This is a genomic window from Streptomyces flavofungini (assembly GCF_030388665.1).
GTDB lineage: Bacteria > Actinomycetota > Actinomycetes > Streptomycetales > Streptomycetaceae > Streptomyces > Streptomyces flavofungini_A.
Window position 1 is genome coordinate 2,572,317 of sequence record NZ_CP128846.1, and the last position, 13,060, is coordinate 2,585,376.

Here is a 13,060-nt window from a genome sequence, read left to right on the forward strand (position 1 = left end):
GGCGTACTCATCGCGTACTCATCGAGTGCTCATCGCAATCTCGACCTACTTCCAACTCGCGAGGTACCAGGGCCGCACGGGGATCCGCGCGGCACGTCTTACGGTGTTGCCTCCTGGGCAACGGTCTCGGCTGCCTCGACATTCCGGCGCAGTTCCGCGGTGTCGAGCGGTCCCTGGACCCGGAAGGCCCGCGGGAACGCCCGGCGGCGGAGCGCCAGCTCGAAACAGACCAGGGCGGGGTGTACGTACGCACCCCGGCCGGGCAGCGTACCGCTTGGATCGGGGACGCAAGAGCCCTCGATCGCCACGATGCGCAGCAGCTCATTCTTGGCCGCTCGCTCCCGGCACCCCACACAGGTGCGCTCAGGGCATGCTCGGGCATGCGTCCGGCCAGACACGCTTAAGTCTACCTCCCCGCACCGACCTCACCCCTATGGGGCAAGAATCGAACGGATGTTGTCTTGATCAGTTCGGGAAACCGGGGAGCCCGAGGTGATCAGCCCTCGGAGTCCCGCGCCCCGTGCTCGGGCTCGGTGTCCGGCCGGATGTCGATGCGCCAGCCGGTGAGGCGGGCGGCGAGGCGGGCGTTCTGGCCCTCCTTGCCGATCGCCAGCGAGAGCTGGTAGTCCGGCACGGTCACCCGGGCGGAGCGGGCGGCGAGATCGACGATCTCGACCTTGCTGACGCGGGCCGGGGACAGCGCGTGGGCCACCATCTCGCCCGGGTCGTCCGACCAGTCCACGATGTCGATCTTCTCGCCGTTGAGCTCGCCCATGACGTTGCGCACCCGGCTGCCCATCGGGCCGATGCAGGCGCCCTTGGCGTTCAGGCCCGAGCGGGTCGAGCGGACCGCGATCTTGGTGCGGTGGCCGGCCTCGCGCGCGATCGCGGCGATCTCCACGGACCCGTCGGCGATCTCCGGGACCTCGAGCGCGAACAGCTTCTTGACCAGGTTCGGATGGGTGCGCGAGAGCGTCACGGACGGGCCGCGCACGCCCTTGGCGACCCGCACCACATAGCTGCGCAGCCGCATGCCGTGCGGGTACTCCTCGCCCGGCACCTGCTCCTGCACGGGCAGGATGGCCTCCAGCTTGCCGATGTCGACAAGGACGTTCTTCGGGTCGCGGCCCTGCTGGACGACACCGGTGACGATGTCGCCCTCGCGGCCCGCGTACTCGCCGAGGGTCGCGTCGTCCTCCGCGTCGCGCAGCCGCTGCAGGATGACCTGCTTGGCGGTGGTGGCGGCGATGCGGCCGAAATCGGACGGGGTGTCGTCGAACTCGCGGGGCTCCTGGCCCTCGTCGAGATCTTCGGGGTCCTCCTTCGCCCAGACCGTCACGTGCCCGCTGTCGCGGTCGAGCTTCACGCGCGCGTGGCGGCGGCTTCCCTCGGTGCGGTGGTAGGCGATGAGGAGGGCCGACTCGATCGCCTCGACCAGCAGGTCGAAGGAGATCTCCTTCTCCCGCACCAGACCTCGCAGGGCACTCATGTCGATGTCCACGGCTACGCCTCCTCCTCTTCCTTCACGTTCTTCTCGTCGTCGTTGTCGGTGCCGCCGCCGGCGGCGCCGTCTGCGGACTTGCGGTTGAACTCCACCTCGACGCGCGCCTTGGCGATCTCCGCGAAGGCGAGCCTGCGGGCGGTGGGCTTGCGGCCCTTGACTCCGGGCACTTCGAGGTCCACGCCCTCGTCGTCGACCTTCAGGATCCGCGCGGTCAGCTCGCCGCCCTCGGTGAGCTGGAACTTCGCGAGGCGTCCGACGGCGCGTACGTAGTGGCGCTGTTCCTTCAGGGGGCGCTCGGCGCCCGGGGAGCCGACCTCCAGCGTGTACTCGCCGTCGCCCATCGCGTCCGACTCGTCGAGCTTCGCGGAGAATTCGCGGCTGAGCTCGGCGATGCGGTCCAGATCCACGCCGTCGTCGGAGTCGACGACGACTCGCAGCACCCGCTTGCGTCCGACCGAGGCCACTTCGATCTCTTCGAGATCCAGTTCCTTCGAGCTGACGAGCGGTTCCAGCAGTTCTCGCAGCCTCTCGCTCTGGGTGGTGCTCATCCGGGTGACTCCTCGGCCGCGTGTGCTGTTGTGGGATCGTCGCGTGTCAGGTCAAAGGGTATCCGGTCGCGGAGGGTGTTGCCGTCCACCGCCGGGGCCGCGCCCGCCCCGGTACGAGCCGATCGCGCGTACGAGGACAGGGCGCAGGTACGGTGATCACCGGGCCCACGCCCGCGTCCCGCCGTCCCCCGAGGGCTCCGCCCTCCCCGCACCCCGCACTCCCGCACGCACTCCCGCGCTCCTGTCCGCACCACTTCACCCCCGCCCTCCCTGCCCTAGCGGCCAACCTTTCCGAGGATGTCTGCCGTGCCGTCGTATCTCACCCCTTCGTGGACCCGCCCCGGCCCGCGCCGGAGGAGCCTGCTGACCGGGGCCGCCGCCGCGGCGGGCACCACGCTGCTCGCCGGGTGCTCCGGTTCCGGCGACTCCTCCGGCGACGGACGCCCGTCCGCCGACGACCGGCTGCGTGCCCGTGCCGCGCGGGACAGCGCCGGACTGCTGCGGCAGTACGACGCCGTGCTCGCCGCGCACGCTCCGCTGGCGGGGCGGCTGCGGCCGCTGCGGGCGGAGGTGGCGCGGCACGAGCAGGCGTTCGCCGCGGACCGTGCCGCCGAGCCCGCGAGGACCCCCGGATCCGCCGAGTCCCCCAAGGCCTCGAAGTCCGCGGCGCCCGCCCCGGTGGCCGTCCCGGACGGTGAGCGGGACGCCCTGCGGTTCCTGGCCACGGCGGAGCGGGAACTGTCCCGGCGGCGCGGCGAGCAGCTCCTGGACGCGCCCGACGAACTGGCCCGGCTGCTCGCGTCCGTCGCGGCGGCGGGCGCCGCGCACGCGTACCTGCTGACGGAGGACGACAAGTGAGCCGAGAGAGCCGCGCGGACGCGGTCAGAAGAGACACGGTCACAAGAGCGGACGCAAGAGCGGACGGAAGTGCAGGCGGGAACCCGGACGGGAATCCGGACGGAAAGGCGAAGGGGAAGCCGGAGCTGAAGGCCCTGCAGGCGGCGCTGCGGGCCGAGCACGCGGCCGTCTACGGCTACGGCGTCGTCGGCGGCCGCATCGGCGACGAGCGGCGGGCCGAGGCGCGCACGGCGTACGACGCGCATCGTGCCCGCCGGGACGAGCTCCGGCGCGCGGTACGTGGCCTGGGCGACGAGCCCGAGCCTTCCGCGGCGGCGTACGCCCTGCCGTTCCCGGTGCCCGACTCGGCGGCGGCCGCACGCCTCGCGGCCGAGCTCGAGGAGCGGGTCGCCGCCGTCTACTCCGATCTGGTCCGGGCCGCCGAGGGCGCCCGCCGCGGCACCGCGGCCGAGTCCCTGCGGGAGGCGGCGGTGCGGGCGGCGCGCTGGCGGGGCGGGAGCGTAGCCTTCCCTGGGCTCGCGGAGCGGTCCCGGGCGTCGGGAGACGGTGCGGGGTCCGCGTCACCGGGAGCGTGAGGCCGCTGGGCCGGGGGCGAGTGCGCTGTCGGGGTGAACGGGGGTCGGGCGTGCGGGCGCTGTGGGCGTGAGCGGGCCTTGGGCCTGGGCTCGGCTCGCGCTCCGCCGTCGGCGTCGGCCCGGCCGGGGCTCGCACTCGTCACCACGTACGTATGTCCGTCCTCCGGCTGTCCTCCGGCAGTCGGAACACGAACGCCTTCGGGCGACCGGGAAGGGAACACCTCGCGCATGGCTTTCGAACCGCCGCCGCGCCTCGTCCGTGCGCTCGGCGAGGCGACGCGCGACGCCGCCACCGACGACTGGCTGCACCGGCTGCCCGAACTCGCCGAGGAGGCCGTCGCGCGGCACGGGCTGACCGTGGAGCGGGTGCAGGTGCCCGGTGGCCGCAGCAGCCTCGTCGTCCTCGTCCGGACCCGTGAGGGCACGCCCGCCGTGCTCAAGCTGGTGCCGCCCCGGTCGCGGCCCGACAGCGAGCGGGCGGCGCTCGCGCACTGGGGCGGGACGGGGGCCGCGCGGCTCCTGGACGCCGCCGACGGGGCGCTGCTCGTCGAGCGGTTGCAGCGGGACGTGTCCGTGCGGTCGCTGCCCGAGGCCAAGTCCATGCTGGAGGCGGCCGGGACGTTGCGGCGGCTGTGGGTGGCGCCGCCCGGCGGGCACCGGTTCGAGACCGTCGCCGAGCGGACGGGGCGGCAGGCCGAGGCGATGGCCGCGTGCCCCGATCCGGACGTCCGGGTGCTCGTGGGCGCCGCTCTCGCCGCGCGCGAGGAACTGCTCGGCTCCGTGCCCTCGGAAGGGGGCGAGTTGCTGCTGCACGGGACCTTCCGGCAGAGCAAGGTGCTCGCGGCCGAGCGGGTGCCGTGGCTGGCCGTGGGGCCCGATCCGGTCGTCGGCGAGGCCGCGTTCGACCTGGCCCGGCTGGTGCGGGACCGGGTGGAGGACCTGATCGCCTCGCCGTCGGGGGCGGCGGTGACGCGGCGGCGCGTGAAGCGGTTGGCCGAGTCGCTGGACGTGGATCCCGAGCGGCTGCGGGGGTGGACGCTGTTCCGGGCCGTCGAGTCCGGGGTCCGGGCCCTGCGCGTGGGGCGGGAGCAGGACGCGGAGCTGCTGCTGGAGTTCGCGGGCTGGGTGTAGCCCTGCGAGGTTTTCCCCGACCCCGCCCCTTCCCTAAACCGGGGCTCCGCCCCGGACCCCGCTCCTCAATCGCCGGAGGGGCTGGAAAATCCAGCCCCTCCGGCGATTGAGGACGAGGCGCGAAGCGCCGATACGGGGTCTGCGTCGGAGAGCCCCAGGAGGGGCGGGCGGGGAAATGCCCGCCCGGCGTCCGAGGACGAGCGCGCAGCGCGATCGGCGGCGGACCGGCCTGCCCGGGTGGGGCGTGGGGAGCCCCCGGGCAGGGGGCTCCCGTCTCCGTTACGCCGTGAGGCGAGCGATCGCGTCGGCGACCGACAGCTCCTCCCGCTCCCCGGTCCGGCGGTCCTTGAGCTCCACCACGCCGTCGGCGGACCTGCGCCCCGCGACCAGGATCGTGGGGACGCCGATGAGCTCGGCGTCGGTGAACTTGACGCCGGGCGAGACGCCGGCGCGGTCGTCGACGAGGACACGCACGCCCGCGGCGTTCAGCTGCTCGGCGACGTCGAGGGCCAGCTCGGTCTGGACGGCCTTGCCGGCGGCGACGATGTGGACGTCGGCCGGGGCGATCTCCTTGGACCAGCACAGGCCCTGCTCGTCGGCGGTCTGCTCGACGAGGGCCGCGACGGCGCGGGAGACGCCGATGCCGTAGGAGCCCATGGTGACGCGGACGGGCTTGCCGTTCTGGCCGAGGACGTCGAGCTGGAAGGCGTCGGCGTACTTGCGGCCGAGCTGGAAGATGTGGCCGATCTCGATCGCCCGGTCGAGCTTCAGACCGGCGCCGCAGGCGGGGCAGGGGTCCCCGGCCTCGACCACGACGACGTCGAGGTAGTCGTCGACCTCGAAGTCGCGGCCGCAGACGACGTTGCGGGCGTGGGTGTCGGCCTTGTTGGCGCCGGTGATCCAGGAGGTGCCGGGCGCGACGCGCGGGTCGGCGATGTAGCGGACCTTCTCCAGGCCCTGGGGGCCGACGTAGCCACGGACGAGGTCGTCGCGGCCCACGAAGTCCTCGGCGGTGACCAGCTCGACCTCGGCGGGCGCGAGGTGCTCGCCGAGCTTGCCGAGGTCGACCTCGCGGTCACCGGGCACGCCGACGGCGACGATCTCACCGTCGACCTTGACGAGGAGGTTCTTGAGGGTGGCGGAGGCCGGGACGCCCAGGTGCTCGGCGAGGGTCTCGATGGTGGGGGTGTCGGGGGTGTCCAGCTCCTCCACGGCCGGGTGGCCGTCGACGGACACCGGCTTCAGGGGGAAGGTCACGGCCTCCGTGTTGGCGGCGTAGTCGCACTCGGGGCAGTCCACGAACGTGTCCTCACCGGCGGGCGCGGGCGCCAGGAACTCCTCGGACGCCGAGCCGCCCATGGCGCCGGACACGGCGGACACGATGCGGTAGTCCAGGCCGAGGCGCTCGAAGATGCGCTGGTAGGCGGCGCGGTGCAGGGCGTACGCCTCGGCGAGGCCCTCGTCGGAGGTGTCGAAGGAGTACGAGTCCTTCATCTGGAACTCGCGGCCGCGCAGCACGCCCGCGCGCGGACGGGCCTCGTCGCGGTACTTCGTCTGGATCTGGTAGAGGATCACCGGCAGGTCCTTGTAGGACGAGCACTGGTCCTTGACGACCTGGGTGAAGATCTCCTCGTGGGTGGGGCCGAGGAGGTAGTCGGAGCCCTTGCGGTCCTTGAGCCGGAACAGCAGGTCGCCGTACTCCTCGTAGCGCCCGCTGGCCTCGTAGGGCTCCTTGGGCAGCAGGGCGGGGAGCAGGACCTCCTGGCCGCCGATGGCGTCCATCTCCTCGCGGACGACGCGGGCGACGTTCTCGTAGACCTTCTTGCCGAGCGGCAGCCAGGTCCAGATGCCCGCGGCGGTCCGGCGGACGTAGCCGGCGCGGACCAGCAGCTTGTGGTTGAGGGTCTCCGCGTCCGCCGGGTCGTCGCGCAGTGTCTTGACCATCAAACGGGACATGCGCTGGACCTGGGCCATGGTGATCTCCTGCTACGAAAGGGTGATGGGCGCAGGTTAGCCGGGGGACGCGGGCACGTGGAAATCCGATTCAGGCGACGGGGCGCCGCAGGGGCAGCGGGGCGCCCATGACCACGTAGGGCTTGGGCGCGCTCGGGAACAGGACGTTGGTGGCCAGGTCGGTGTAGCCGAGGGAGCGGTACAGGGCGCGGGCGGGGCTCTCGGTGTCGATGGCGGAGAGGATGGAGCGGGGTTCGGCGGCGGTGTCGGTGATGCTGGTGATGAGGGCGCGGCCGAGGCCTCGGTTCTGGTAGCCGGGGCGTACGTGCAGCTCGGTGATCACGAAGGAGTCGTCGAGCCAGCCCTCGAGGCCCCAGCCGCGCAGATAGGGCTCGACGACGGTGGACCACCAGTGCGCGCGGTCGTTGGGCATGCCGTAGACGAAGCCGACGAGGCGTCCGTCGCGGGTGGTCGCGCCGAGCGCCCGCGCGCCGGGGTAGGTCAGGTGCCGCAGGACGATCTGGCGGCGCACCGTGATCTCGTCGTCGCTGAGTCCGAAGGCGACGGCTTGGACGCGCAGCGCGTCGTCCACGCGCGCGGCCAGGTCGACGGGCCCGATCACGACGTCGTCAGTCATGCGCGAACCCTACTTCGCGGCAGGTCGCCGACGGGCGGCGCCATGGCCTCGCCTCGGCCGGAAACGGCCCCCGTCAGGGGCGCGGGGAGCCGCGCGACCAGCCCGAGAAGGGTCGCGGACGCGTCTGCGTGGTCCCTCGGCAGACGCGTCGGCGGCATGTCGCGCGCCGAGCGCGCGACTCCCCGCGCCCCTGACGGGGCTCTCAGAACAGGACGCTCATGAAAGCACCGACCTCGCGAAAACCGACCCGGCGATACGTGGCACGCGCCGCCGTGTTGAAGTCGTTGACGTAGAGGCTGACGACCGGCGCGACGTCCGCGAGGGCGTACTTCAGGACGGCCGCCATGCCGGGGGCGGCGAGCCCCTGCCCCCGGTACTCGGGGGCGACCCAGACGCCCTGCACCTGGCAGGCGCGGTCCGTCGCGGCGCCGATCTCGGCCTTGAAGACCACGCGTCCTTCGGCGTCGATGCGGGCGAAGGAGCGTCCCGAGCCGACGAGTTCGGCGACCCGGGCCTGGTAGAGCAGGCCGCCGTCGCCGGCCAGCGGGGAGATCCCGACCTCCTCGGTGAACATCGCCACGCACGCCGGCATGATCGTCTCCATCTCGTCCTTGCGGACGCGGCGGACGTAAGGATCGGGTGCGATGTCGTCGGGCATCCGGTCGGTGATCATCAGGGGCTGCTGGGAGCGGACCTCCCGGGCGGGGCCCCAGGACGGTTCGAGCAGGCGCCACAGGAGGGCCGTGGGCTCGGCGGGGCCGACGATGGAGGAGCAGCGGCGTCCGGCCCTGCGGGCGCGGTCGGCGAAGCCGCGGACGGCGCGCGGGGTCGCGCAGATCGGGACGAGGTTGGCGCCCGCGTAGCACAGGGACTCCAGCATGCCGTCCTCGTACCAGCCCCACATCTCGCCGCCGAGGCGCCACGGGTCGAGGCCCGCGACGCGCACCCGGGCCGTGACGAAGGCGTTCGCGACCGGCTCGCGGTCGAGCACGGCGAGCGCGGCGTCCAGGTCGCTCGGATCGAGGACCCTGGTGGTGGTCTGGGTCAACACGTGCGGGGGCCTCACCATACGGTCTGCTGATCTCCGCACTGTACCTGGCGAGGTTCCGCGACGCCGCCCGGTCGCCGAGCGGCGGCCGGGCTGCGACCTGCGCGGTCAGCGGCTGTGCACGTGGCCGTGGCCGACCCGGATCTCGTCGATCTTGAGCTGGCGGTGGAAGTTGGGGGCGGTGGCGGCGGCCCAGGTGGTGCTGACGTCGAGCTTGAGCAGGCGGGTCCTGACGCCGTCGCCGAGGTCGATGAAGCGGATGCCCCGGGCGCTCTCCAGGACGCCCGCCTTGATCTGTCGCCACCGTCTGCCGTCGTCGCTGACGGACACGGTGTAGTCCTTGATGCGGGCGGAGTCCTCCGGCCTGCCGAAGGTCGAGCGGTTGTGGGTGGGTGACCACTCGCGCTGGTTGATGCCGAGGAACGCGGCCTTCTTGCGCTTGCCGAGGTCGAGGGTGACGGAGACGGGCAGCGTGCCCTTGTTGTCCGAGTACGTACTGAAGTCGCCGTCGGTCAGGGCGGGGTCGTCAGCCTTGACGGAGCCGGTCGGGTAGTAGCCCTCGCGGCCGCGTTCGGTCTCGACCTTGAAGACGGTGTCGTAGGCGTCCCAGTCCCTGATCGACCGGATGGTGAGGCTGCCGTCGCTCTGGGCGAAGGGCAGCTTCGCGCCGGTGCGCAGGTCGGTGACGCGTGTGACGCGGTGGCCGTTGTCACGCAGGCGGATCCGGTCGCCGGTGCTGGGGCGGGTGGTGACGTGGACGTACTGCGTGGTGGGCCGGGCTCGGCTGACGGTGACGTAGCCGTACGCGCCGTCGTTCCAGGCGCCGGGCTGCATGCCGCCGTAACGGTAGCCGCCGCCGTCGACGCCGCGGAGGGACTCCCGGATGGGCGGCAGGTAGTCCTTCATGAAGTCGGTGAACTTCTGCTGCTGGGGCGGGAACCTGCCGTCGACCATGGCCTGGAGGTCCATGAGGGACTTGATGGACGTGCCCGAATTGGCCACGTAGCAGCCGACGTTGAGGCCGGTGTCGACGGGGCGGTCCTGGCCGTCGTACCACCAGGCGCCGGTGCTCGGCACCTTGTAGCAGGACTCGGTCAGGCGCGGCATGGGCGTCCAGATCGCCGAGGGCTGGTCGTAGGCCGGGGTCATGCCGGTCTTCTGCTCGTGGGACACCATGTCCATGGCCGGAGTGTCCTCGTTGTTGTTGCTCAGCGTCATGTCGGGGCGCTTCGCGCGGATCTGCTCGTAGAGCTCGTGCTGCTCCCAGTACTCGTTGTCGTTGTCGATCCAGAAGCCGGACAGCTCGGGGTAGTCGGCCATGACCTCGAAGAAGTTGTCGTAGCTGAACTCGCCGAAGCCGGGCCTCGTGGTGAGGTCGACGTCGCGGCCCTTGTGGGCGGAGTACGCGGCCGAGTCGAGGGTCTCGATGCCCTGCTCGTCGTGCCACTTGGGGTCGTCGGTCATGTAGAGGATCGTCTTGACGCCCTTGGCCTCGCCCGCCTTGATCAGCTCGCCGAGGAAGTCGCGCCGGGTGGCGCAGGTGCCGGGGATCTTCGAGGGCCAGGGGCGGGCGTAGCCGAGGCGGGAGTGGAAGGTGGCGAGGACGATGTAGCTCGCGTCGAGCTTCTTGGCCTCGTCGACCCAGTAGTCGGGCGTCCAGCCGCCGTCGGTGACGGCCTTCTCCCAGGCCCGGCAGTCGTAGTGCTTGGGGCTGGTGAACATGCCCCAGTGCAGGAAGAGCCCGGCGGTGGCGTTCCTGAGCGTGGACTGGCGCGGCGGGTCGGGCACGGCCGGCTGCGACCGTGCGGCCGAGGTGCCCGACCCGGCGAGGAGGAGTCCGCCGAGGAGGGCGAGGACGGCGGCCCACAGGGGCAGGGATCCGGTGCGGTGCTTCGTGGCGGGTGTCATGGGTGGTGGACCTCGGTTCCGTTGACGAAGACCTTGCGGAGCGTGAGCTGGGGGGCGCCTTCGATGACGTTGGGCAGTTCGATGTCCGTGAAGTCGCAGTGGGCGATGTGCACGGGTCCGAAGGGGTGGGCGTCGAGCCCTTCGAGGTTGAGGGCGTGCCGGGCGCCGTCGTGCCGCACGTTCTCGACGCGTACGTTGCGGATGACGGCCCGGTGGGGGCCGCTCTGTCCGGCGTAGCGGGCGGTGAGGTAGACGCAGTCCCGGTCGATCCGACGCCCCGTGAAGTTCCGTACGTACACGCCGTCGATGGCGCCACCGCGCTTGGTGTTGGTCTTGAGGAAGACGGGGTGGCGGGGGTTGAAGCGGCCGGGGAAGTCGACGGGGTTGATCCGGCAGTTCTCCGCGAAGATGTCGTAGGCGCCGCCGGACATCTCGCTGCCGACGGCGATGCCGCCCCAGCGCCCCGAGAACACGCAGTCGCGCACGACGATGTTCCGGCTGGGCACTCCGACGCGGTGTCCGTCCTCGTCCCGCCCCGACTTCACGGCGATCGAGTCGTCCTCCGTGTGGAACCGGCAACCGGTGATGAGTACGTCCGTACAGCACTCGGGGTCGACACCGTCGCTGTTGTTGATGCGGCCGATGACGTCGACGTCCTTGATGAGGACGTTGGTGCACAGGACCGGGTGCAGGGTCCACATGGCGGGTTCGAGGACGGTGACGTCCTGGATGAGGACATTGCGGCAGCGGTAGAACTGGACCATGTTCGGCCGCAGTTGGTGTCCCGGCCCGAAGATCCGCTGCTCGACGGGGACCCCCTCCTCCCCCATGCGCCGCAGCTCGGCCTGGTCGGCGGGCTGCCCGCCCCCGGGGTCGCGCCAGCTCTTCCAGGGCCCGTCCATGCCCTGCCCGTCGAGGGTGCCGTGGCCGGTGACGGCGATGTCGTGCTGGCCGTGGGCGTAGACGAACGACGAGTAGTTCCAGCACTCGGTGCCCTCCCAGCGCGTGTACACCATCGGGAGGTAGTCGGCCGGGTCCGTGGAGAACAGGACGGTGCCGTCGACGCGCAGGTTCACCCGGCTGCGGAGTCGGATCGCGCCGGTCAGGAAGCGGCCGCCCTCGGGTACGACGACGTGGCCGCCGCCGGCCTCGTGGCAGGCGGTGACGGCGCGCCGGAACGCGGCGGTGTTCTTCGTGAGGCCGTCCCCCACCGCCCCGAAATCCCGTATGTCGAAGCGCCGTCGGGGGAAGCGAGGCGGCTTGATCCGGGCGAGGATCGCGGGGACGCGGGACCAGGGGTCGGCGGTGGTGTCACGCACGGCGTGCGCAGCGTGCGCGGGCAGCAGGGGGGTCGCCGCCGCGAGGGCGCCTGCGGTCAGAGCCGTACGACGGGTGGGACCGGTGGGACGTGCACGCACGGGGCATCACGCTCCAGGGACGGGGAGGTCGAGTGCGACGACTTTGCGGGGCGGAGCGGGTCGGGGGGGGCGGAGCGGCTGAGTGGGGCGGTTGCTGGGCGGGGCGGCCTTGCTGGGTCAGGGGCACGCGCCCCGCGACCCGTTGTCATCGGATGAATCACTGCCACGCCGAGCATGACGAGGGCATCAATGACGCGAGATAGCGCTTTCTGACCTCAAGCTCCCGAACAAGGTCCTGCGATACATCGGAGCTGTCAAGATGGTGCGCTGGTGGAACCGCGAACGTGCAGCTCGACGGGGAGGGCTTCGGAGGCGGCTTCGCCCTGGTCACAGCCGGTCCCGCCGCCCGCCTCGCCGTCCACGTCGCCGTCGTCGCCGTCCGTGTCTCCGCTCATCAGCCGGACGAGCGCGAGGGCGGCCGCCCGGCCGAGCCCGCTTCGGGGTACCGCTACCGTCGTGAGCGGCGGCGAGGAGAACCGGGCCAGGTCGATCTCGTCGAAGCCGGTGAGGGAGATGTCGTCGGGGACGCGTACGCCCAGTTCGGCGAGGCGGGACAGCAGGCCGAGGGCGACGAAGTCGTTGTACGCGACCAGGGCGGTGCCCTCGGCCGCCAGTGCCCGCTCGGCGACCGCGTAGCCGTCGTCCGTGGTGGAGCCGCAGGCCAGCACGGTCGCGCGCAGGCCGAAGGCCTCGGCCCCGGCCAGGGCGCGCAGCCGCTCCCGGTTGGCCCAGGAGCCCTCGGGTCCGGCGAGGTAGACGACGCGGCGGTGGCCGAGCTGGGCGAGGTGTCCGCAGACGGCGAGCACGCCCTGGTGGAAGTCGACGCCGACGGTGTGCAGGGCGAGTCCGGGGACGCGACGGTTGGCGACGAGGAGCGGGGCGCCGCGGCCCGCGAGGGCGGCGAGGTCCGTGCGGGGCATGCGGGGTGCGCACAGGAGGAGGCCGTCGGCGTACCTGAGCAGGTCCTCCGCGAGGTCGCGTTCGACGGCCGGGGCCTCGTCGGAGTCCATCACGAGGACGCGGGCGCCGCTGGCGCGCACCGTCGCGGTGAAAGCCTTCACCAGGTCGCTGAAGTGCGGGTTCGCCAGGTCCGGTACGAGGACGCCGAGGGTGCCGGAGTGGCCGCGGGCCAGGCCTTGGGCGGTGGCGCTCGGGCGGTAGCCGAGGTCGGCGATGGCCCGGCGGACGCGGTGGGCGAGGGCGGGGTCGACGGTGGTGACGTCGTTGAGCACGCGGGAGACGGTGGTCACGGAGGCGTCGGCCTCCCGCGCCACGTCCCCGATGGTGACGCGCCCGCGCCGCCTCCCCGCCATCGGCCGCCTCCCCGCCCCCGGGGAACCGCTTCCCCGGCCTCGGGAAGGTCTTTCCCCGCGGCGGCCCGCGTACTCGGGCGTACTCGGCCCTGCACAGCAACGCGCCCCGCTGCTGCGCGGCGGTTCCCTCCCACCCGCGCAGGGGGGAGGGAACCGGGGAAACCGGA

Annotated in this window: 12 protein-coding genes; 3 read left to right on the top strand and 9 right to left on the bottom strand. The window is 72.4% G+C overall.

Annotated features, from left to right (window positions below; translation table 11 throughout):
- Nucleotides 1-98 precede the first annotated feature (98 nt).
- The 3 genes from QUY26_RS09975 to rimP form a co-directional block, all read right to left on the bottom strand.
- Nucleotides 99-398 carry a YlxR family protein gene (locus tag QUY26_RS09975; protein ID WP_289945151.1) on the bottom strand — a complete coding sequence of 100 codons (300 nt, stop codon included), beginning with the start codon at nucleotides 396-398 and terminating at the stop codon, nucleotides 99-101.
- Nucleotides 399-496: 98 nt separating this feature from the next.
- Complete coding sequence (gene nusA / locus QUY26_RS09980) at nucleotides 497-1,501, bottom strand: transcription termination factor NusA (protein WP_289945154.1); 1,005 nt, start codon at nucleotides 1,499-1,501, stop codon at nucleotides 497-499.
- 2 nt (nucleotides 1,502-1,503) lie between these two features.
- Nucleotides 1,504-2,052, bottom strand: a complete 549-nt coding sequence (rimP, locus tag QUY26_RS09985; protein ID WP_289945156.1) for a ribosome maturation factor RimP — start codon at nucleotides 2,050-2,052, stop codon at nucleotides 1,504-1,506.
- A gap of 297 nt (nucleotides 2,053-2,349) precedes the next feature.
- Between rimP and QUY26_RS09990 the strand changes: the two genes are divergently transcribed.
- The 3 genes from QUY26_RS09990 to QUY26_RS10000 all read left to right on the top strand — a co-directional run bounded on the left by QUY26_RS09990 (nucleotide 2,350) and on the right by QUY26_RS10000 (nucleotide 4,616).
- Entirely contained in the window at nucleotides 2,350-2,910 is a 561-nt protein-coding gene (locus QUY26_RS09990) for a hypothetical protein (RefSeq protein WP_289945158.1), read from the top strand.
- A 125-nt stretch (nucleotides 2,911-3,035) separates the two neighbouring features.
- Nucleotides 3,036-3,485: a ferritin-like domain-containing protein gene (locus QUY26_RS09995; protein WP_289955631.1), complete on the top strand. Its 450-nt coding sequence runs from the start codon at nucleotides 3,036-3,038 to the stop codon at nucleotides 3,483-3,485.
- 228 nt (nucleotides 3,486-3,713) lie between these two features.
- Nucleotides 3,714-4,616, top strand: coding sequence for an aminoglycoside phosphotransferase family protein (locus tag QUY26_RS10000; RefSeq protein ID WP_289945161.1), 903 nt, complete (start codon nucleotides 3,714-3,716; stop codon nucleotides 4,614-4,616).
- Nucleotides 4,617-4,895: 279 nt separating this feature from the next.
- Here QUY26_RS10000 and QUY26_RS10005 read toward each other — a convergent pair whose 3' ends face one another.
- From QUY26_RS10005 to QUY26_RS10030, 6 genes are all read right to left on the bottom strand, one after another.
- Nucleotides 4,896-6,590, bottom strand: a complete 1,695-nt coding sequence (locus tag QUY26_RS10005) for a proline--tRNA ligase (RefSeq protein ID WP_289945162.1) — start codon at nucleotides 6,588-6,590, stop codon at nucleotides 4,896-4,898.
- Between the two features lie 70 nt (nucleotides 6,591-6,660).
- A complete protein-coding gene (locus QUY26_RS10010; RefSeq protein ID WP_289945164.1) occupies nucleotides 6,661-7,206 on the bottom strand; it encodes a GNAT family N-acetyltransferase in 546 nt (181 codons plus the stop codon).
- Nucleotides 7,207-7,408: 202 nt separating this feature from the next.
- Nucleotides 7,409-8,257 carry a GNAT family N-acetyltransferase gene (locus QUY26_RS10015; RefSeq protein ID WP_289945165.1) on the bottom strand — a complete coding sequence of 283 codons (849 nt, stop codon included), beginning with the start codon at nucleotides 8,255-8,257 and terminating at the stop codon, nucleotides 7,409-7,411.
- Between the two features lie 105 nt (nucleotides 8,258-8,362).
- Nucleotides 8,363-10,162, bottom strand: coding sequence for an alpha-L-fucosidase (locus QUY26_RS10020; RefSeq protein ID WP_289945167.1), 1,800 nt, complete (start codon nucleotides 10,160-10,162; stop codon nucleotides 8,363-8,365).
- Nucleotides 10,159-11,580 carry a glycoside hydrolase family 28 protein gene (locus QUY26_RS10025; RefSeq protein WP_289945169.1) on the bottom strand — a complete coding sequence of 474 codons (1,422 nt, stop codon included), beginning with the start codon at nucleotides 11,578-11,580 and terminating at the stop codon, nucleotides 10,159-10,161. Before QUY26_RS10025 ends, QUY26_RS10020 begins: the two co-directional genes overlap by 4 nt.
- A 254-nt stretch (nucleotides 11,581-11,834) precedes the next feature.
- The gene (locus QUY26_RS10030) at nucleotides 11,835-12,893 is read right to left on the bottom strand and encodes a LacI family DNA-binding transcriptional regulator (protein ID WP_289945171.1); all 1,059 of its coding nucleotides are present in this window, start codon (nucleotides 12,891-12,893) and stop codon (nucleotides 11,835-11,837) included.
- Nucleotides 12,894-13,060: the final 167 nt, after the last annotated feature.

Coding starts and splice junctions, on each gene's coding strand:
- rimP (WP_289945156.1), bottom strand. CDS start 2,052: ATGAGCACCACCCAGAGCGAGAGGCTGCGAGAACTGCTGGAACCGCTC.
- QUY26_RS10030 (WP_289945171.1), bottom strand. CDS start 12,893: ATGGCGGGGAGGCGGCGCGGGCGCGTCACCATCGGGGACGTGGCGCGG.
- QUY26_RS10010 (WP_289945164.1), bottom strand. CDS start 7,206: ATGACTGACGACGTCGTGATCGGGCCCGTCGACCTGGCCGCGCGCGTG.
- QUY26_RS09990 (WP_289945158.1), top strand. CDS start 2,350: ATGTCTGCCGTGCCGTCGTATCTCACCCCTTCGTGGACCCGCCCCGGC.
- QUY26_RS10000 (WP_289945161.1), top strand. CDS start 3,714: ATGGCTTTCGAACCGCCGCCGCGCCTCGTCCGTGCGCTCGGCGAGGCG.
- QUY26_RS10020 (WP_289945167.1), bottom strand. CDS start 10,162: ATGACACCCGCCACGAAGCACCGCACCGGATCCCTGCCCCTGTGGGCC.
- QUY26_RS10005 (WP_289945162.1), bottom strand. CDS start 6,590: ATGGCCCAGGTCCAGCGCATGTCCCGTTTGATGGTCAAGACACTGCGC.